This is a genomic window from Stenotrophomonas humi (assembly GCF_001431415.1).
Lineage (GTDB): Bacteria > Pseudomonadota > Gammaproteobacteria > Xanthomonadales > Xanthomonadaceae > Stenotrophomonas > Stenotrophomonas humi.
Genome location: NZ_LDJI01000049.1, coordinates 17,132 through 33,261, shown reverse-complemented (window position 1 = coordinate 33,261; position 16,130 = coordinate 17,132). Strand labels below are relative to the sequence as shown.

Here is a 16,130-nt window from a genome sequence, read left to right as displayed (position 1 = left end):
GCCTCCGCCTCCGCCCTCATAGGAGTAGCAGTTTCCTAGACCCGAGAAATTGCCATCCACGAAGGTTTCGACGCACCACACGCCTCCGCCGACGTGAATCATGGCGGAAGATTCGCTGACAGGTGTCAGCAGTAGAATCGGCGTCACGGCGCCGACGATGAACCAACGAGAGATGCCCATCCGTTTGCCCCTCACCTTGTTGAGATGTTGGTGTTCGCCGTCCTGACTGGAGCGGCTGCGGCATAAGAGCACCTCATGTTTATGAATGTCAAATAAATGAAATCACCATTACTGAGTGCAATAATGGCGTTAGCTCATCTAAGAGGCCTGTGTTGCGGCGTTTGACGGAAGCTTAGTAGGCGGGCGCGTGGAGGCTGACCAGATAGTTTCGGGCGGACTTTGCGCGCAGGTCCTCGCACTGCTCAAGAGCGCTGATCCGGCTGTGTGCCCGATGCATGATTCCATCAAGGTTGCAGAGGATCCTGACTTCGTCGTCTGAACCTTCGACCTCAAGAACTATCTTCGCAGCAAGGATGCATAGCTCCTGCATTTTGCTGCTGCGCTCGGTAGGAGACAGCCCAAATCCTTCGACGACGATCTCGAAGGCCAGGTTATCGAAGTTGGCACGCAGGCTGTCGTAGCTCATAGGCATCCACCTATGTGGCTGCACGGGAAGATACAGATCCTGGTGTCAGGGATTCTCCGATTCCATGCGGAATATCCCCGAATGACTGTAGGGGAAATCTGACTAACTTGTTGGTCAAGCCATTCTTAATAGGCTCGCCGCTGGGAAACGAGAGGGTCAGGGATGATGAAGGAGCTCTTGGTACTGGTTGTCGCGGGCGCTTTGGCTGGGTACGGATACGGAAAGGTCAAGAATGGGCACGGTCCAAAGATGCTGTCTTCCGTACCAGCTCTGGCGCAGGTTGACCCTGTCGCGACAACAGCGGAGTTCAGTTGCGACGGGCGAACGCATTGCTTTGATATGCGCTCCTGCGCAGAAGCGACCTACTTCATCAGCGAAAAGCCTGAACAGTCACTCGTCTGAATTGGCGGAGTGCTTGGCCTTCAACAATAGGCCGGTGCCGCTTGCCAGGCATGCTGCGATGGTCGCGATCGACAGTGGCAGGTTGAACTGCTGGTGCCCGGTGGCTGCAAAGCCTGCATGCAGCAGTGCGGTGAGTACGCCTATGCCTCCACAGAGCAGGGCATATCGGCTTGCGTGGCGCGTGCCCAGTACCACCTGGCGGTAGCCGTACAGCAACAGCCCCACAGCCACTGCGTTGAATACGAGAAACCCCTGGATGCCGCCGGGAACCCGGAACATATCCCATTCGTGCCAGTAGGCCGCGTCGATCTGGTGAATGATCAGGGACAGCAATGTGGCGGTGTACCAGCGATCCATCGTGTTCAAGCTCCAGAGGGGGGGGGCAGTCTAGTCAACCGAGCGCCGGAATTGCCGCGCGATGCACTCCGCGGCACGTCGGGATTAACTTCGCGGCGACCTTTCTGCGACGTTCAGGGCGGGAGGATGCCTGCTTTCGATCTCGACCAGTTGGGTTCAGTCATGCAGCAACGCGATACGCGCCATCTGCAAGCCATGGTAAATGGTGTCGGTGCCCGGTTGCGGCAGCGCTTACTGGCGCCTGCGCCGTTCTATCTGCTGTTGTCGGCGCTGGTGCTGACAACGGTCTGGGCCGGGCGCTTGTATTGGCCGCCGCTTGCACCGCTGGTGTTGTTGCTCTGCGCGGTGCTGGTTGGCTGGATGCGCTCGGTACGGCGGCGTTGGCTGGGCGTGTACCTGCTTGCCGTTCTGCTGCTGTTGCTGCTGCAGTCGGGATGGGCCGGGCTGGAGCCGGCTGGCGTGCAGCGGACGGCGTTGGCCGCCATGGCTCTGGGCTTGGCGCAGGTGCTGATACGGACCGCGCGGTTGGTCCAGCTTTCGCGGGCCGTGCAGTTGCAGGCTGATGGGCTGGAAGATGCGGAGATATTGGCCCTGTTATCACCGGACGCGGCTGTCGCGGCCCGGCAATGGCTGGCCGGTGAGGACCGGCACGCGGCGGAGCTGTCTGAAGTGGTGAGCTTGAGCGTGCTGCATGCAAGCCTGCAGCGGCCGGGGATGCTGCGCCGTCGGCGGCGTGATGTGCTGCTGGGCTAGAGCTTCTTGCGCAGGTAAATGCGCTCATGGCCTAGAGGAAAATCGGCCAGTCGCCCAAATACTTCGTAGCCGTGGCGCAGATAGAAGCCTTCGGCCTGCCAGTCGAAGGTGTCGAGTAGCACGCCATGCGCGCCGGCAGCCTTGGCTTGTTGCTCTGCCTGCAACAGTAGTTGGCTGCCCAGTCCGTGGCTGCGATTGTCCGGATCAACCCACACTATGTGGAGGGTGAGCCAGCCGGCGCAGATTTCGCCAAGCAGGCCGGCGACGAGCCTGCCTTCGGCGTCGTGACTGGCCAGTTGCAGCGGGGACTCGTCGAAGCCGAAGCCGCTGGCCTTGCGGTTGAAGGCCAGCAACCGTGCGCACAACTCCTGCACATCCTGCGTGCTGGCGACGCGCACCTCAGCACTCGCCACGATCAGGCGTTGCGGTTGTGGTTGCGCATGGCGCGCTGCTTCTCGATCGCCCAGTCGCGATCCTTGGCACTGTCGCGCTTGTCGTGGGCCTGCTTGCCCTTGGCCAGTGCGATCTCGAGCTTGATCTTGTTCCTGCTCCAGTACATCGCGGTGGGCACAAGCGTGTAGCCGTCGCGTTCGATGCGGCCGATCAGCTTGTCGATCTCGCGCCGGTGCAGCAGCAGCTTCCGCTGGCGGCGGTCTTCGGGAATGGTATGGGTCGATGCCTGGATCAGCGGGGTGATCTGGGCACCGATCAGGAAAATCTCGCCGTCCTTCACGTAGGCGTAGGCGTCGGTCATGTTGCCACGCCCGGCGCGGATGGCCTTGATCTCCCAGCCCTGCAGTACCAAGCCGGCCTCGAAACGCTCTTCGAGGTGGTATTCGTGACGGGCACGCTTGTTCAACGCGATGGTTTTGTCGGCCGTCGCGCTCTTTGCTTTATCCTTGCCGGTGTTCTTGCTCATTTACGTATTGTCTCCGATTCGGAGGCATTCCGGATATCCATCGTATTCCTCATGCCTACCATCCGCCGAAGCGCTCTGGTCGAACACTCTGCAGAGCGAATGTTTGACCTGGTCAATGACGTCTCCGCCTATCCGCGCCGGTTCCGCTGGTGTGACAGAGCGGACATCCTCGAACAAGGGGAGGACAAGCTGGTTGCGCGGCTGGATCTGGGGCTGGGCTCGTTCCGCACCTGGTTCATGACCGAGAACACGCTGCAGCGCCCGCGCAGCATCGATATGCAGTTGCGCGACGGTCCGTTCAAGCGCTTGCACGGCCGCTGGGATTTCCAGCCGCTGGCCGACAACGCCTGCAAAGTGACCCTGGAGCTGGAGTTCGAGCCGACTTCGCGCTTGCTGGGGCCGGCGCTGGCACTGGGTTTCCAGGGGCTGGCTGACCGCATGGTCAACGATTTCGTGCGTGTGGCCGACCAGGAGGACTGAGTCATGCGCGTGGAAGTCGTGCTGGCCTGGCCGGATCGCTATCAGCGGCAGGAGCTGGAACTGCCTGAGGGCTGCGTGCTGTCCGATGCGGTGGAAATGGCTGCGCTGGATGTTGGCGGTGAGGCGGTTGCCTACGCTGTCCACGGCTTGCTGGCGCGGCCGCAGCAGCTGCTGCAGGACGGTGACCGGGTCGAGTTGCTGCGGCCCTTGTTGGCCGACCCCAAAGAAAATCGCCGCCGGCGTGCGCGCGGCGGCGATTGAGTTTTCAAGCAGCGGTGGTGCTTAGCGGCCGCCGCGCTTCTTCTTGTCCTTGGCCAGGTTGCGGCCAAACTGGCGCACGCTCTTGCGGGCGAGTTCGGCGTCTTGGGTCGGGAAGTAGTCACCCTCCCAGCGCGACACCTGGTCGTTCTCGAAGAACACCGTGAAGTTCTTCACTTCGGTGCGGCCGAGGCGGTCAACGCGCTGGCTGGCGGTGTAGTCCCAGCGCTGCGCGTGGAACGGGTCGGGAATGGACGGCGTGCCCAGCAGCGCATTGACCTGCTGCTTGCTCTGGCCAGCCTGCAGCTGGGCCACGGACTGCTCGCGGATGAGGTTGCCCTGGTAAATGGGCTGCTTGTAGATGATGCCGCAGCCGGTGGTGGACAGGGCGACTACGGCGATCAACAGGAGGTTGCGCATTGGGTAGGGCGATTTAGGATATCGAGCCGATGATACACTCCCCGGCACCCAGCGCGATCTGACCGGAGACAACTGGCGGGAAAACCGCCAATGAACACGATGGCCATGGAATCCAATGACCTGCGCAAAGTCGGCCTGAAGGTGACGCATCCCCGGATGCGCATCCTTGCCCTGCTTGAGCAAAACACCCCCCATCACCACCTGACCGCCGAAGATATCTATCGGCAGTTGCTTGATTGCGGCGACGAGATCGGCCTGGCCACGGTTTACCGTGTGCTCACGCAGTTCGAAGCGGCCGGGCTGGTGCTCAAGCACAACTTCGAAGGCGGCCAGGCGGTTTATGAACTGGACCGCGGTAGCCACCACGACCACATGGTGGATATGGACACCGGCAAGATCATCGAATTCGAGAGCCACGAGATCGAACAGCTGCAGCGCAAGATCGCAGCCGATCACGGCTACGACCTGGAAGAGCATTCCCTGGTGTTGTACGTGCGCAAGAAGCGGCGTTGAGTCGGTAGCGCGGCCTTCTGGCCGTGTCACGGGAATGGAAAACACCGGCCTTGGCCGGTGTTTTTGTTTTTGAGGAAGGGACTTTTGCTCCCTCCCTTCGCCGCAGGCCGAAGGGAGGTTTGGGGAGGGCACTTTGGGGGCGGGAGCTGGAAAGCCCGGGAGCTGCCCTCACCCCAGTCTCTGTCGCGCGGGCGGGAGGCAAGACTTTGAGGCCCAAAGCCCAGGCTCAAACCCAAAGTTCAAGCCTTATGGCTTCAAGCCTCCGTCAGCAGCTTGCGGGCGGCGGCGCGGGCTTCCTTGCTGACTTCGGCGCCGCCCAGCATGCGGGCCAGCTCTTCCTCGCGGCCCTTGGCGTCGAGCAGTTCCACGGCGCTTTGGGTCATGCCTTCCACCGGCGCTTTGCTGACCCGGTAGTGCGAGTGGCCCTTGGAGGCGACCTGCGGCAGGTGGGTGACACACAGCACCTGCCGGCGTTCGCCGAGGGCGCGCAGCTTCTTGCCGACGATGTCGGCGATGGCGCCGCCGATGCCCGAATCCACCTCGTCGAACACCATGGTCGGCACGGCGTCCAGCCCAAGGGCGGCCACTTCGATGGCCAGGGAGATGCGCGACAACTCACCGCCCGAGGCGACCTTGCGCAGGGCGCGAGGCGGCTGGCCAGCGTTGGCGGCCACCAGGAATTCGACCCGCTCGGCACCGTTGGGGTCCGGGCGCAACTGTGGCTGAGGCTCCAGTGCGATCAGGAACTGGCCGCCGCCCATGCCCAGTTCGCCGATCAGTGCGGTCGTGGTGTCTGAAAGCGCACTGGCGGCAGCTTTGCGGCTTTGGCTCAGTTGTGCGGCCTGGGCCTGCCAGTGACTGGCGGCCTTGTCGATTTCACCTGCCAGCTTGGCCAGGCGCTCGTCGGCGCCGCGCAGTTGTTCCAGCTCCGTTTCGATGCGGTCGCGGGTGCTGGCGAGTTCTTCCATCGGTACGCGGTGCTTGCGCGCCAGATCGTGCAGGCGGCCGAGGCGGCGTTCGATATCCTCGAAGGCGTCCGGGTCGCTGTCCAGGTCGTCCTGTACGCGGTCCAGCTGCGCCAGCGCTTCATCCAGCTGAATGCCGGCGGCGTCGAGCATGCCGTCGACGTCACCCAGGCGGCTGTCGTGCTGGCTGACACGTGCCAGCTCCTGACGCACCTGCTGCAGCAGGGACAGCAGGGACGGTGAATCGTCGTCGCCATTGAGCATGCCGCCTGCGCGCTGGCAGGCTTCGATCAAGGCGGTGGAATGGGCCTGGCGGCGGTGGCTGCTGGCCAGGTTGGCGATGGCGGCCGGTTCCAGTTCCTCACGCTGCAGCTCACCTTGCTGGTGTTCAAGGAAGCCGATGCGGTCGGAGACGTCACCTTGCTGGGACAGCGCGTCGCGCTCGTCCAGCAGGGCCTGCCAGCCGGTCGTGGCGGCGCGCACGGCAGCGCGTTCGGCTTCGTTGCGGGCAAAGGCGTCCAGCAACGACAGCTGGCTGGGCCGCGAGAGCAGTGCCTGCTGATCGTGCTGGCCATGGATTTCGACCAGGAAGGCGGCCAGTTCAGCCAGCTGCGATACCGGTACCGGGCGGCCATTGATGAAAGCGCGTGAGCCGCCGTCGGCACGGATCACCCGGCGCAGCTGGCATTGGTCTTCATCGTCGAGTTCGTTGTCGCGCAGCCATTGGCGGGCCGGCATGTCGGCTTCAAGGCTGAATTCGGCCGAAAGCTCGGCGCGGCTGGCGCCGTGGCGGACCACGCCGGAATCGGCGCGCAGGCCGGACAGGAAGCCCAGTGCGTCAACCATGAGCGATTTACCCGCACCGGTTTCACCCGAAACAACGGTCATGCCCGGCCCAAACTCCAGCTCGGTGGCACGGACAACAGCAAAATCCTTGATCGAAAGATGTTTGAGCATGGCAGGCAGCTAGTGGGGCCGGGCAAAGCTAGCATGTGCGCCGGGCAGGTCAATGCAGAGGTGCTAGCTGTCGCAGGATAGCGACGCACTGTCTCAAAAGATGAGCCGGAACCTTGAAACCGACCGCAACGCCCACATACGGGGCGGGGTAGGCGGGCAGAACCTCCGCCAGGGAACCGGAAATGAACCAAGATCACCCCGAAACCAATCTTGAAACCGGTGCTGATGGCGTGTTGGCCGATCAGCACGAAGCGCAGATCCAAGCCCTGCGTGCCGAGTTGGAGCAGGTCAAGGCGGACGCACTGCGTGAGCGCGCCGACCTGGAAAACCAGCGCCGGCGTGTGGCCCGTGATGTCGATCAGGCCCGCAAGTTCGCCAACGAAAAGCTGCTGGGCGAACTGCTGCCGGTGTTCGACAGCCTGGACGCCGGTCTCGCTGCCGCTGGCACGGAGCCCAATCCGCTGCGCGAGGGCATGGAGCTGACCTACAAGCAGCTGCTGAAAGTGGCTGCCGACAACGGCCTGGTCCTGCTGAACCCGATGGGCGAGGCCTTCAACCCGGAACACCACCAGGCCATCAGCCAGGTCGACGCCAATGGCGCGGCCCCCGGCAGCGTGGTCCAGGTGTTCCAGAAGGGCTACCTGCTCAACGAGCGCCTGCTGCGGCCGGCGCTGGTGGTGGTGGCCCGGGTCGACTGACCCACCCGGCTGGCCGCTGGTTAAACGGCGCCGGCCAACAGCAATCAGTGTTCCGGGGATGGCTTGAATGTCATCGCGCCGCCCCCCACATCCCATTCATCCCCGGCAGTTGCCGGCACCAGAATTTTCAGGAGTCCTCCCATGGGCAAGATCATTGGTATCGACCTCGGCACCACCAACTCGTGCGTGGCGATCATGGACGGCGGCAAAGCCCGCGTCATCGAAAACTCGGAAGGCGACCGCACCACGCCCTCCATCGTCGCCTACACCAAGGACGGCGAAGTGCTGGTGGGCGCCTCGGCCAAGCGCCAGGCGGTCACCAACCCGAAGAATACCTTCTATGCGGTGAAGCGCCTTATCGGCCGCAAGTTCACCGACGCCGAAGTTCAGAAGGACATCGCACACGTCCCGTACGGCATCCTCGCCCATGACAATGGCGATGCCTGGGTGCAGACCAGCGACGACAAGAAGATGGCGCCGCAGGAAATCTCCGCACGCGTGCTGGAAAAGATGAAGAAGACCGCCGAAGACTTCCTCGGCGAGAAGGTCACCGAAGCGGTCATCACCGTGCCGGCCTACTTCAACGACAGCCAGCGTCAGGCAACCAAGGACGCTGGCCGCATCGCCGGTCTGGACGTCAAGCGCATCATCAACGAGCCGACCGCCGCTGCACTGGCCTATGGCCTGGACAAGGGCGACAACAAGGATCGCAAGATCGTTGTGTACGACCTGGGCGGTGGCACCTTCGACGTGTCGATCATCGAGATCGCCAATGTCGACGGCGAGAAGCAGTTCGAAGTGCTGGCCACCAACGGTGACACCTTCCTGGGCGGCGAAGACTTCGACAACCGCGTCATCGAGTACCTGGTTGATGAGTTCAACAAGGACCAGGGCATCGACCTGCGCAAGGATCCGTTGGCCCTGCAGCGCCTGAAGGACGCCGCCGAGCGCGCCAAGATCGAGCTGTCGACCGCGCAGCAGACCGAAGTGAACCTGCCGTACGTCACCGCTGACGCGTCGGGCCCGAAGCACCTGAACATCAAGCTGACCCGCGCCAAGCTGGAAGCCCTGGTCGAAGAGCTGATCAAGCGCTCGATCGAGCCGTGCCGCATCGCGTTGAACGACGCTGGTCTGCGCACCAGCGACATCAGCGAAGTGATCCTGGTCGGTGGCCAGACCCGCATGCCGAAGGTGCAGCAGGCCGTGACCGAGTTCTTCGGCAAGGAACCGCGCAAGGACGTCAACCCGGACGAAGCCGTGGCACTGGGTGCTGCGATCCAGGGCGGCGTGCTGGGCGGCGACGTCAAGGACGTGCTGCTGCTGGACGTGACCCCGCTGTCGCTGGGTATCGAAACCATGGGCGGTGTGTTCACCAAGATCATCGAGAAGAACACCACCATCCCGACCAAGGCGTCGCAGACGTTCTCGACCGCGGAAGACAACCAGTCGGCCGTGACCGTGCACGTGCTGCAGGGTGAGCGCGAGCAGGCCCGTTACAACAAGTCGCTGGCCAAGTTCGACCTGTCCGGCATCGAGCCGGCACCGCGCGGCATGCCGCAGGTCGAGGTGTCCTTCGACATCGACGCCAACGGCATCCTGCACGTGTCGGCCAAGGACAAGAAGACCAACAAGGAACAGAAGGTCGAGATCAAGGCCGGTTCGGGTCTGTCCGAGGAGGAGATCGCACGCATGGTCGCCGACGCGGAAGCCAACCGCGAGGAAGACAAGAAGTTCCAGGAGCTGGTGCAGACCCGCAACCAGGCTGATGGCCTGATCCACGCCACCCGCAGCGCCATCACCGAGCATGGCAGCAAGGTTGGCGGCGACGTGATCGGCAAGGTCGAAGCCGCGCTGGCGGACCTGGAAACGGCGATGAAGGGCGATGACAAGGCCCAGATCGAAGCCCGTGCCAAGGCGCTGGAAGAAGCCGGCCAGGCGTTGTATGCCGCCGCTTCGGCTGGCGAGCAGGGCGGCGCGGCACCGGATGCCGCTGCTGCAGGCCAGGCGGCCGATGACGTGGTGGACGCTGAGTTCACCGAGGTCAAGGACGACAAGAAGTCCTGATCCAACAGGAGCGCGGGGGTGATGGTTTCGGCCATCACCCCTTTCCTGTCCTGCAACACCTGGTCCTGACAAACGGGCAAGCCGACGTCGGGGCGCCCAGCAGAGGGGCGGAAGCGGTTCCGCTCCTTTGTTTTGACGAATCCCGAGCCACGGAACCCGATTCCCGAAATGAGCAAGCGCGACTATTACGAAGTACTGGGCGTAGCCCGCACCGCCACCGACGAGGAGCTGAAGAAGTCCTACCGTCGCTGTGCGATGAAGTTCCACCCGGATCGCAACCCGGGTGATGCCGGCGCCGAAGCCTCCTTCAAGGAGTGCAAGGAAGCCTACGAAATCCTGTCTGACGGCAACAAGCGGCGCATGTACGACGCCCATGGCCATGCTGCGTTCGAGCACGGCATGGGCGGCGGTGGCGGCGGCCCTGGCGGTCCGGACATGAACGATATCTTTGGCGATATCTTCGGCAATATTTTTGGCGGTGGTGGCGGCGGTCCACGCCAGCCGCGTCGCGGTGCCGACATCGGCTACGTGATGGAGCTGGACCTGGAAGAGGCGGTCGCCGGCGTCGAGCGTCGCATCGAAATCCCGACCCTGGCCGAGTGTGGTGACTGCGACGGCAGCGGTTCGGAAGACGGCAAGGTAGACACCTGCAACGTCTGCGGTGGTCGTGGCCAGGTGCGCGTGCAGCGCGGCATCTTCGCGATGCAGCAGGCCTGCCACAACTGTGACGGCCGCGGTCAGATCATCGCCAAGCCCTGCCACACCTGCCATGGCAATGGCCGTGTCGAGGAAGACAAGGTGCTGTCGGTGAAAGTGCCGGCGGGCGTGGATACCGGCGACCGCATTCGCCTGCAGGGCGAAGGCGAAGCCGGCCCGGCGGGTACGCCGGCAGGTGATCTGTACGTGGAAGTGCGCGTGCGTGACCATCCCATCTTCACCCGTGATGGCGACGACCTGCACTGCGAAGTGCCGATCCGCATCTCGCAGGCGGCGCTGGGCGATGCGATACGCGTGGGCACGCTGGGCGGCGAAGCGGAAATCCGTATTCCGGCTGAAACCCAGACCGGCAAGCTGTTCCGTCTGCGCGGCAAGGGCGTCAAGTCGGTGCGCAGTCGCACCGAGGGCGATCTGTATTGCCGCATCGTGGTCGAAACACCGGTCAACCTCACTGCCGACCAGCGCAAGTTGCTGGAACAGTTCGAGGCAAGCTTCAGTGGTGACGATGCGCGCAAGCATTCGCCGAAGTCGGCGACCTTCCTGGATGGCGTGAAGGGCTTCTGGGAACGCATGAAGTCCTGAGCGCAGCGGCAGCAGGGATCCGTGCGCCGTTGAAGTGTCACCGGTAATGCCGCTGTCGGGCATGGCTCGGTACCGTATCGCACCGTCGCAGAAAGCCGCAGTTCGCTGCGGTTTTCTGCGTTATGGCATTTGGTATTGGTTGCGCACGCAATCGTCAGCAACCGCATGCCGGTGTGCGGACGTAGAATGCAGCCATGAATGAAGTCGACCATAGCCATCTTGTGCACGGTCGCCGGCAACGCCCGGATGGGCCGTTGCCGGTGGACGTGATTTCCGTCCAGTCTCAGCTGGTTTACGGCCATGCCGGCAACAGCGCTGCGGTGCCGCCGTTGCGCGCGCTGGGCCTGCGCGTGGCGGAGATTCCTACCACCTTGTTGAGCAACGCGCCGTTTTATTCGACGCTGCGCGGGCGCGTGTTGCCGGCGGATTGGTTCGCCGATCTGCTGCTTGGCACGCAGGAGCGCGGCCTGCCGCAGCGTGCCCGCATGCTGGTATCCGGCTACTTCGGCAGTGTCGACAATGGCACCGCGTTCGCCGACTGGCTGGATGAGGTGCTGCCGCAATCGCCGGACCTGCGTTACTGCCTGGATCCGGTGATCGGCGACACCCATACCGGGCCCTACGTCGAGCCTGGGCTGGAGCGCGTGTTTGCCGAGCGTCTGCTGCCACACGCGTGGTTGGTGACGCCCAATGCTTTCGAACTGGGCCGCCTCACGGGCATGCCGGCGTTGGAGCAGGAAGACGCCATTGCCGCATCGCGCAAGCTGCTTGAGCGCGGCCCGGAATGGGTGATCGCCCATTCGGTGTCCGGCGACCCCGGCGAGTTGGTGACGTTGGCCATCGGTCGCGAAGAAATCTGGCGCTGGACCTCGCCGCATCTGCCGGTGGATGTCGCTGGTACCGGTGATGTGCTGATGTCGCTGCTGGTGGCCTTCCTGATCAAGGGCCATACGTTCGAGGATTCGGTGGGACGTGCCATTGCCGGCGTGCACGCGGCACTGGAAGTCACGCTCAGCGACGGCGTCGAAGAGTTCGATGTGTTGGCGGCGGTGCCGGCGGCACTGGCGACGCCGCATCGCTTCCGCGCCGAGCGGTTGGCGTGAGCGAACCCGCGGTGATGCGTCCGCGGATCGGCATCGTGGGCAGTGGTGGTGCCTATGGGCGCTGGCTGCGTGGCTTCTTCGAGACGCGCATGGGGCTGGAGGTCATCGGCCACGATCCGGTCGACCCGGCATCACAGACTCCGGCGCAGTTGCTGGAGCAGGCGGACGTGCTGCTGTTTTCGGCACCGATCCGCTGCACGCCGGCGTTGATCCGTGACTATGTACAGCAGTCGGCCGGGCGTGAGCGCGGGCGGTTATGGCTGGATGTCACCTCAGTGAAAGCAGAGCCGGTGGCGGCGATGCTGGAGTCGCAGGCGTCCGTTGCGGGCCTGCACCCGATGACCGCGCCACCCAAGGCGCCCACGCTCAAGGGCCGGGTGATGGTGGTCTGCGAAGCGCGGCTGGATGCGCGTTGGCAGGCGTGGCTGGACGAGCTGTGCATCGCCCTCCAGGCCGAATGTGTACGCGGTACCGCCGAGCACCACGACCGGGTGATGGCACTGGTGCAGGCGATGGTGCACGCCACGCATCTGGCGCAGGCAGGTGTACTGCGAGAGTACGCACCCCTGCTGGGCCAGCTGCAGGAGCTGATGCCTTACCGCTCGGCAGCGTTCGAGCTGGATACGGCAGTCATCTCGCGCATCCTGAGCTTGAACCCGGCCATCTACGAGGACATCCAGTTCGGCAATCCACATGCAGGCGAGGTGCTGGATCATCTCTTGGATCAACTGGGCCGGTTGCGCGCCTTGCTGGCCGAGGGCGATGACACCGCACGCGCGGCGTTCCGCCAACAGTTCCTCATCGACAACCGCCAGGCGCTGGGCGAACAGACGTTGCGTGACGGCAACTACAGCTTCGAACGCGTGGGTTACCTGCTAGCCGATCTGACCGACCCGCGCGCCATGAGCGTGCATCTGCCGGAAGATCGCCCCGGGTCATTGCGCGAGCTGCTGCATGTGTTCGAGCGCCACGGTATCAGCCTGGCCTCGATTCATTCCTCGCGCACGCCTGCCGGTGAAGTGCATTTCCGCATGGGGTTCGTGCAGGCCTATGCGGCCGAGGTGCTGGCGTCGGCTGCCGAGGAAATCGACCGCAGCGGTATCGGTCGTGTGCTGGGGCGCTGAGGAGCACAGCAGTGTGCTACTCCCGCATTGCATCGCCCGAAGATACATTCCCGCTGTTGCGGCCGGATAAGCGAGGCGGGCCCGGGATATGGGGCCGTCTCGAAGGGCCCCAATCAACCCTCTCCATAAGCGCCGCACATATCGGCGGCTTGCCGGTGCGCTGGTGATGGGCGACCCGATCAGGCGGCGCGCGTCTCAATCCATGAGATGCGTCTGTGCAGTAATCCACAGCAGGTGTGGATGAGTTGTTCACAACCATGTGGATAATCGTCGGCAGCCCTTGCGGTACAACGCTGTCAAGACACCTGCCTAAATATTGACCAGTTCACGGCCATATCGGCAAAGCCCATTCATCTCAGGCCCGATACGGCTGGCTCAGCGACAGCGTGACCTCACCGTCGGAGGTGGAAAGGCGACCACCTTCGCGTATCAGCGCACGGCCATCGGCCAATTCATAGCGCGTTGAATGCGCGGCGCCGCCGTCCTCATCCTTGAACTCGATGACGATCCAGCTTTCGCCATCTTCGGTGGTTGCGGGGAACTGTCGAAACGCCATGGCGGCCTCCTTTGCGGGAATGCGATGCATGCTGCGCATCGCTTGCCGAGCTTGCCGCCAGCCACGTTATGCCAGCGTCACCTGAGCGTTTTCAATCAATGAACTGCAGCCGCGCCAGTTCGGCATACAAGCCGTCCTGTGCCAGCAGCTCGGCGTGCGTGCCTTGGGCGACGATGCGGCCATGGTCCATCACCACGATGCGGTCGGCCTTGAGCACGGTGGCCAGGCGGTGCGCGATGACCAGCGTGGTGCGGCCAGCCATCAACCGCTCCAGCGCCTGCTGCACCGCGCGCTCGCTCTGGGCATCCAGTGCGCTGGTGGCTTCATCCAGCAGCAGGATCGGTGCGTCCTTGAGCAGGGCGCGGGCGATCGCCACGCGCTGCTGCTGGCCGCCGGACAGGCGCGCACCGCGTTCGCCCAGGTCGCTTGCGTAGCCTTCGGGCAGCTGCATCAGGAATTCATCGGCTTCGGCCGAACGCGCGGCCGCGCGGACTTCCTCATCGCTGGCTTCCAGCCGCCCGTAGCGGATATTGTCGGCGGCGCTGGCCGCAAACAGGGCCGGCTGCTGTGGCACCAATGCGATGCTCTCGCGCAGCTGCGCGGGGTCAAGCTGACGCAGGTCCACGCCGTCGATGCTCACGCTGCCTTCGTCCGGGTCGTGGAAGCGCAGCAGCAGCGACAGCACGGTGCTCTTGCCGGCGCCGGAAGGGCCGACCAATGCCACGGTTTCGCCGGGCGCCACGGTCAGGCTGAACGCGTTGAGCGCGGGTCGGTCGGGGCGCTGCGGGTAATGGAATGACACCTGCTCGAAGCGGATTTCGCCACGCAGCGGCGTCGGCAATCGCTGCGGGTGCGCGGGCGCGGTGATCTGCGGGGTTTCATTCAACAGTTCGGAGATGCGTCCCATGCCGCCGGCCGCACGTTGCAGCTCGTTCCAGACCTCGGCAAGGGCACCCACGGAGCCGCCACCGATCAGCGCGTACAGCAGGAACTGGCCCAGCGTGCCTGCGCTCATGCGGCCGTCGACCACATCATGGGCGCCGGACCACAGCACCGCGACGATCGCGCCGAACACCAGCACCATCGCGATCGCGGTGACCAGTGACTGAGTACCAATACGGCGGCGCGCGGTGGCGATGGTGACGCGCAGCGCATCCTGGAAGCGACCGCGTTCATAGGGCTCGCGCGCATGCGCCTGCACGGTGCGTACCGCGCCCAGGGTTTCGGCCGCCAGCGCGTTGGCGTCGGCGACTCGGTCCTGGCTGGCGCGGGAGATTTTCTCCAGCCTGCGTGCGCCCAGCACGATGGGCAGCACCGCCAACGGAATGCCGATCAACGAATACAGTGCCAGCCGCGGGCTGGTGACGAACAGCATGGCCATGCTGCCGATCACGGTGACGGTGCTGCGCAGGGCAACGGACATGGTCGACCCGATCACGCTGCGCAGCAGTTCACTGTCGGCGGACAGGCGTGAGACCAGCTCACCACTGCGGTTGCGGTCGTGGAAACCGGCGTCCAGGCCGATCAGGTGCGCATACAGTTGGTCGCGCAGGTCGGCGACGACCTTCTCGCCGAGCAGGGACACGAAGAAGAACCGCACTGCGGTCGCCAGTGCCAGAACCAGCGCGACCACGAACATCAGCATGAAGGCCTGGTTGATCTGGCCACCGCCACCGGAGAAACCGTTGTCGATCATCTGCTTGACCGCGATTGGCAGGCTCAGCGTGGCTGTGGAGGACACCGCCAGCGCCAGCAGCCAGCCCACGAACAGCCCGGCATGACGCCGCACGAAGGGCCACAGCGTGCCAAGGCTGCCGAGCTTCTTGAGGCGGCGGGGCGAAGGAGTGTCTTGCTTGGCATCAGTCATTGCTGGTGGGCTCGCTCAGGCGCAGGCGGTCACGGGTGGCGTCGCGCAGGCGGATGGCCAGCGCGTCGAGGCGGTCAGCGGGAAGGCGCACGTGCAGGCGCAGGCCTTCGGGCAGGAATTGTTCGTCGAGTTTTTCGGCACCGGCACTGCCCAGCAGGGTATGGACGATGCCCATGTCTTCAAAGCCGCAATGCAGGATACGTTCGGCCATCGGTATCAAGGGGCTGCGCTGGGCCAGTCGCAGGCATTCGGCGGCAGTGCCGCCATACGCGCGCACCAGGCCACCGGCGCCGAGTTTGATGCCCCCGTACCAGCGTGTCACCACCACCACGACACGGTCGTAGCCCTGGCCATCGATCGCCGCCAGAATCGGCCGCCCGGCGGTGCCGGACGGTTCGCCATCGTCGCTGGAGCGGTACTCGTTGCCGTGACGGTACGCCCAGCAGTTATGGGTGGCATCGACCACGGACACCGCATCGACAAACGCCAGCGCGTCGGTCGCATTGCCGATGGGGGCTGCGTGCGCGATGAAGCGGCTGTGTTTGATTTCCAACTCGTGGCTGGCGGGCGCGGCAAGGGTGTCGAGCATCACCGCCATTCTATGTGGTTGGCGATGGAGCTGTCGGCATGTCGGGAAGTGCAGGGGATGGACGCTTGTCATGCCGCTGCAGTCCAGGATCATTTTCCAGCCGTTGTAACCCGGCCAAGCGAACCGCACCCGGAAGCGTATCGGCACGATGGACCACCGG

Annotated in this window: 19 protein-coding genes; 9 read left to right on the top strand and 10 right to left on the bottom strand. The window is 64.1% G+C overall.

Annotation, left to right across the window (positions count from 1 at the left end; genetic code table 11):
* The 3 genes from ABB26_RS19350 to ABB26_RS17780 all read right to left on the bottom strand — a co-directional run.
* On the bottom strand, positions 1–180 hold a 180-nt coding region (locus tag ABB26_RS19350), incomplete at its 3' end, for a hypothetical protein (RefSeq protein ID WP_211261991.1).
* 172 nt (positions 181–352) lie between these two features.
* Positions 353–646 carry a hypothetical protein gene (locus ABB26_RS17785; protein WP_057636046.1) on the bottom strand — a complete coding sequence of 98 codons (294 nt, stop codon included), beginning with the start codon at positions 644–646 and terminating at the stop codon, positions 353–355.
* Positions 647–1,036: 390 nt separating this feature from the next.
* Positions 1,037–1,405 carry a DUF6713 family protein gene (locus ABB26_RS17780; protein WP_057636045.1) on the bottom strand — a complete coding sequence of 123 codons (369 nt, stop codon included), beginning with the start codon at positions 1,403–1,405 and terminating at the stop codon, positions 1,037–1,039.
* Between the two features lie 126 nt (positions 1,406–1,531).
* Here ABB26_RS17780 and ABB26_RS17775 point away from each other — a divergent pair, with 126 nt between their 5' ends.
* Entirely contained in the window at positions 1,532–2,158 is a 627-nt protein-coding gene (locus ABB26_RS17775; protein WP_057636044.1) for a hypothetical protein, read from the top strand.
* Here the strand turns inward: ABB26_RS17775 and ABB26_RS17770 are convergent.
* A complete protein-coding gene (locus tag ABB26_RS17770; RefSeq protein ID WP_245626266.1) occupies positions 2,155–2,571 on the bottom strand; it encodes a GNAT family N-acetyltransferase in 417 nt (138 codons plus the stop codon). The two genes, ABB26_RS17775 and ABB26_RS17770, sit on opposite strands and share 4 nt — an antisense overlap.
* Before the next feature lie 2 nt (positions 2,572–2,573).
* Positions 2,574–3,077 (bottom strand): SsrA-binding protein SmpB, encoded by a 504-nt coding sequence (gene smpB, locus ABB26_RS17765; RefSeq protein ID WP_057636042.1) that lies wholly within the window; start codon positions 3,075–3,077, stop codon positions 2,574–2,576.
* A 51-nt stretch (positions 3,078–3,128) separates the two neighbouring features.
* Between smpB and ABB26_RS17760 the strand changes: the two genes are divergently transcribed.
* Both ABB26_RS17760 and ABB26_RS17755 read left to right on the top strand, forming a co-directional pair.
* Positions 3,129–3,557, top strand: a complete 429-nt coding sequence (locus tag ABB26_RS17760) for a type II toxin-antitoxin system RatA family toxin (RefSeq protein WP_057636041.1) — start codon at positions 3,129–3,131, stop codon at positions 3,555–3,557.
* A 3-nt stretch (positions 3,558–3,560) separates the two neighbouring features.
* A complete protein-coding gene (locus ABB26_RS17755; RefSeq protein WP_057636040.1) occupies positions 3,561–3,818 on the top strand; it encodes an RnfH family protein in 258 nt (85 codons plus the stop codon).
* A gap of 21 nt (positions 3,819–3,839) precedes the next feature.
* Here ABB26_RS17755 and ABB26_RS17750 read toward each other — a convergent pair whose 3' ends face one another.
* A complete protein-coding gene (locus ABB26_RS17750; protein WP_057636039.1) occupies positions 3,840–4,235 on the bottom strand; it encodes an outer membrane protein assembly factor BamE in 396 nt (131 codons plus the stop codon).
* Positions 4,236–4,340: 105 nt separating this feature from the next.
* Between ABB26_RS17750 and fur the strand changes: the two genes are divergently transcribed.
* Positions 4,341–4,748 (top strand): ferric iron uptake transcriptional regulator, encoded by a 408-nt coding sequence (fur, locus tag ABB26_RS17745; protein ID WP_057636052.1) that lies wholly within the window; start codon positions 4,341–4,343, stop codon positions 4,746–4,748.
* A gap of 254 nt (positions 4,749–5,002) precedes the next feature.
* Here the strand turns inward: fur and recN are convergent, their stop codons facing one another.
* Positions 5,003–6,670 carry a DNA repair protein RecN gene (gene recN, locus ABB26_RS17740; protein ID WP_057636038.1) on the bottom strand — a complete coding sequence of 556 codons (1,668 nt, stop codon included), beginning with the start codon at positions 6,668–6,670 and terminating at the stop codon, positions 5,003–5,005.
* Positions 6,671–6,852: 182 nt separating this feature from the next.
* Between recN and grpE the strand changes: the two genes are divergently transcribed.
* The 5 genes from grpE to ABB26_RS17715 all read left to right on the top strand — a co-directional run bounded on the left by grpE (position 6,853) and on the right by ABB26_RS17715 (position 12,958).
* Positions 6,853–7,368: a nucleotide exchange factor GrpE gene (grpE, locus tag ABB26_RS17735; RefSeq protein WP_057636037.1), complete on the top strand. Its 516-nt coding sequence runs from the start codon at positions 6,853–6,855 to the stop codon at positions 7,366–7,368.
* 141 nt (positions 7,369–7,509) lie between these two features.
* Positions 7,510–9,432 carry a molecular chaperone DnaK gene (gene dnaK / locus ABB26_RS17730; RefSeq protein WP_057636036.1) on the top strand — a complete coding sequence of 641 codons (1,923 nt, stop codon included), beginning with the start codon at positions 7,510–7,512 and terminating at the stop codon, positions 9,430–9,432.
* 168 nt (positions 9,433–9,600) lie between these two features.
* Entirely contained in the window at positions 9,601–10,731 is a 1,131-nt protein-coding gene (gene dnaJ, locus ABB26_RS17725; protein WP_057636035.1) for a molecular chaperone DnaJ, read from the top strand.
* 194 nt (positions 10,732–10,925) lie between these two features.
* Positions 10,926–11,834, top strand: a complete 909-nt coding sequence (gene pdxY / locus ABB26_RS17720; RefSeq protein WP_057636034.1) for a pyridoxal kinase — start codon at positions 10,926–10,928, stop codon at positions 11,832–11,834.
* Between the two features lie 14 nt (positions 11,835–11,848).
* Positions 11,849–12,958 (top strand): prephenate dehydrogenase, encoded by a 1,110-nt coding sequence (locus ABB26_RS17715; protein ID WP_057636051.1) that lies wholly within the window; start codon positions 11,849–11,851, stop codon positions 12,956–12,958.
* Between the two features lie 355 nt (positions 12,959–13,313).
* Here the strand turns inward: ABB26_RS17715 and ABB26_RS17710 are convergent, their stop codons facing one another.
* The 3 genes from ABB26_RS17710 to ABB26_RS17700 form a co-directional block, all read right to left on the bottom strand.
* Positions 13,314–13,514, bottom strand: a complete 201-nt coding sequence (locus ABB26_RS17710; RefSeq protein ID WP_057636050.1) for a hypothetical protein — start codon at positions 13,512–13,514, stop codon at positions 13,314–13,316.
* A 91-nt stretch (positions 13,515–13,605) separates the two neighbouring features.
* A complete protein-coding gene (locus ABB26_RS17705) occupies positions 13,606–15,381 on the bottom strand; it encodes an ABC transporter transmembrane domain-containing protein (RefSeq protein WP_057636033.1) in 1,776 nt (591 codons plus the stop codon).
* Positions 15,374–15,970 carry an IMPACT family protein gene (locus tag ABB26_RS17700; protein WP_057636049.1) on the bottom strand — a complete coding sequence of 199 codons (597 nt, stop codon included), beginning with the start codon at positions 15,968–15,970 and terminating at the stop codon, positions 15,374–15,376. Before ABB26_RS17700 ends, ABB26_RS17705 begins: the two co-directional genes overlap by 8 nt.
* Positions 15,971–16,130 lie beyond the last annotated feature (160 nt).

Bases quoted from the DNA above. Each gene is read 5' to 3' on its own strand.
- ABB26_RS17785 (WP_057636046.1), bottom strand. From the start codon at position 646: ATGAGCTACGACAGCCTGCGTGCCAACTTCGATAACCTGGCCTTCGAG.
- ABB26_RS17780 (WP_057636045.1), bottom strand. From the start codon at position 1,405: ATGGATCGCTGGTACACCGCCACATTGCTGTCCCTGATCATTCACCAG.
- ABB26_RS17775 (WP_057636044.1), top strand. From the start codon at position 1,532: ATGCCTGCTTTCGATCTCGACCAGTTGGGTTCAGTCATGCAGCAACGC.
- smpB (WP_057636042.1), bottom strand. From the start codon at position 3,077: ATGAGCAAGAACACCGGCAAGGATAAAGCAAAGAGCGCGACGGCCGAC.
- ABB26_RS17760 (WP_057636041.1), top strand. From the start codon at position 3,129: ATGCCTACCATCCGCCGAAGCGCTCTGGTCGAACACTCTGCAGAGCGA.
- ABB26_RS17755 (WP_057636040.1), top strand. From the start codon at position 3,561: ATGCGCGTGGAAGTCGTGCTGGCCTGGCCGGATCGCTATCAGCGGCAG.
- ABB26_RS17750 (WP_057636039.1), bottom strand. From the start codon at position 4,235: ATGCGCAACCTCCTGTTGATCGCCGTAGTCGCCCTGTCCACCACCGGC.
- fur (WP_057636052.1), top strand. From the start codon at position 4,341: ATGGAATCCAATGACCTGCGCAAAGTCGGCCTGAAGGTGACGCATCCC.
- recN (WP_057636038.1), bottom strand. From the start codon at position 6,670: ATGCTCAAACATCTTTCGATCAAGGATTTTGCTGTTGTCCGTGCCACC.
- grpE (WP_057636037.1), top strand. From the start codon at position 6,853: ATGAACCAAGATCACCCCGAAACCAATCTTGAAACCGGTGCTGATGGC.
- dnaK (WP_057636036.1), top strand. From the start codon at position 7,510: ATGGGCAAGATCATTGGTATCGACCTCGGCACCACCAACTCGTGCGTG.
- dnaJ (WP_057636035.1), top strand. From the start codon at position 9,601: ATGAGCAAGCGCGACTATTACGAAGTACTGGGCGTAGCCCGCACCGCC.
- pdxY (WP_057636034.1), top strand. From the start codon at position 10,926: ATGAATGAAGTCGACCATAGCCATCTTGTGCACGGTCGCCGGCAACGC.
- ABB26_RS17715 (WP_057636051.1), top strand. From the start codon at position 11,849: ATGCGTCCGCGGATCGGCATCGTGGGCAGTGGTGGTGCCTATGGGCGC.
- ABB26_RS17710 (WP_057636050.1), bottom strand. From the start codon at position 13,514: ATGGCGTTTCGACAGTTCCCCGCAACCACCGAAGATGGCGAAAGCTGG.
- ABB26_RS17705 (WP_057636033.1), bottom strand. From the start codon at position 15,381: ATGACTGATGCCAAGCAAGACACTCCTTCGCCCCGCCGCCTCAAGAAG.
- ABB26_RS17700 (WP_057636049.1), bottom strand. From the start codon at position 15,970: ATGCTCGACACCCTTGCCGCGCCCGCCAGCCACGAGTTGGAAATCAAA.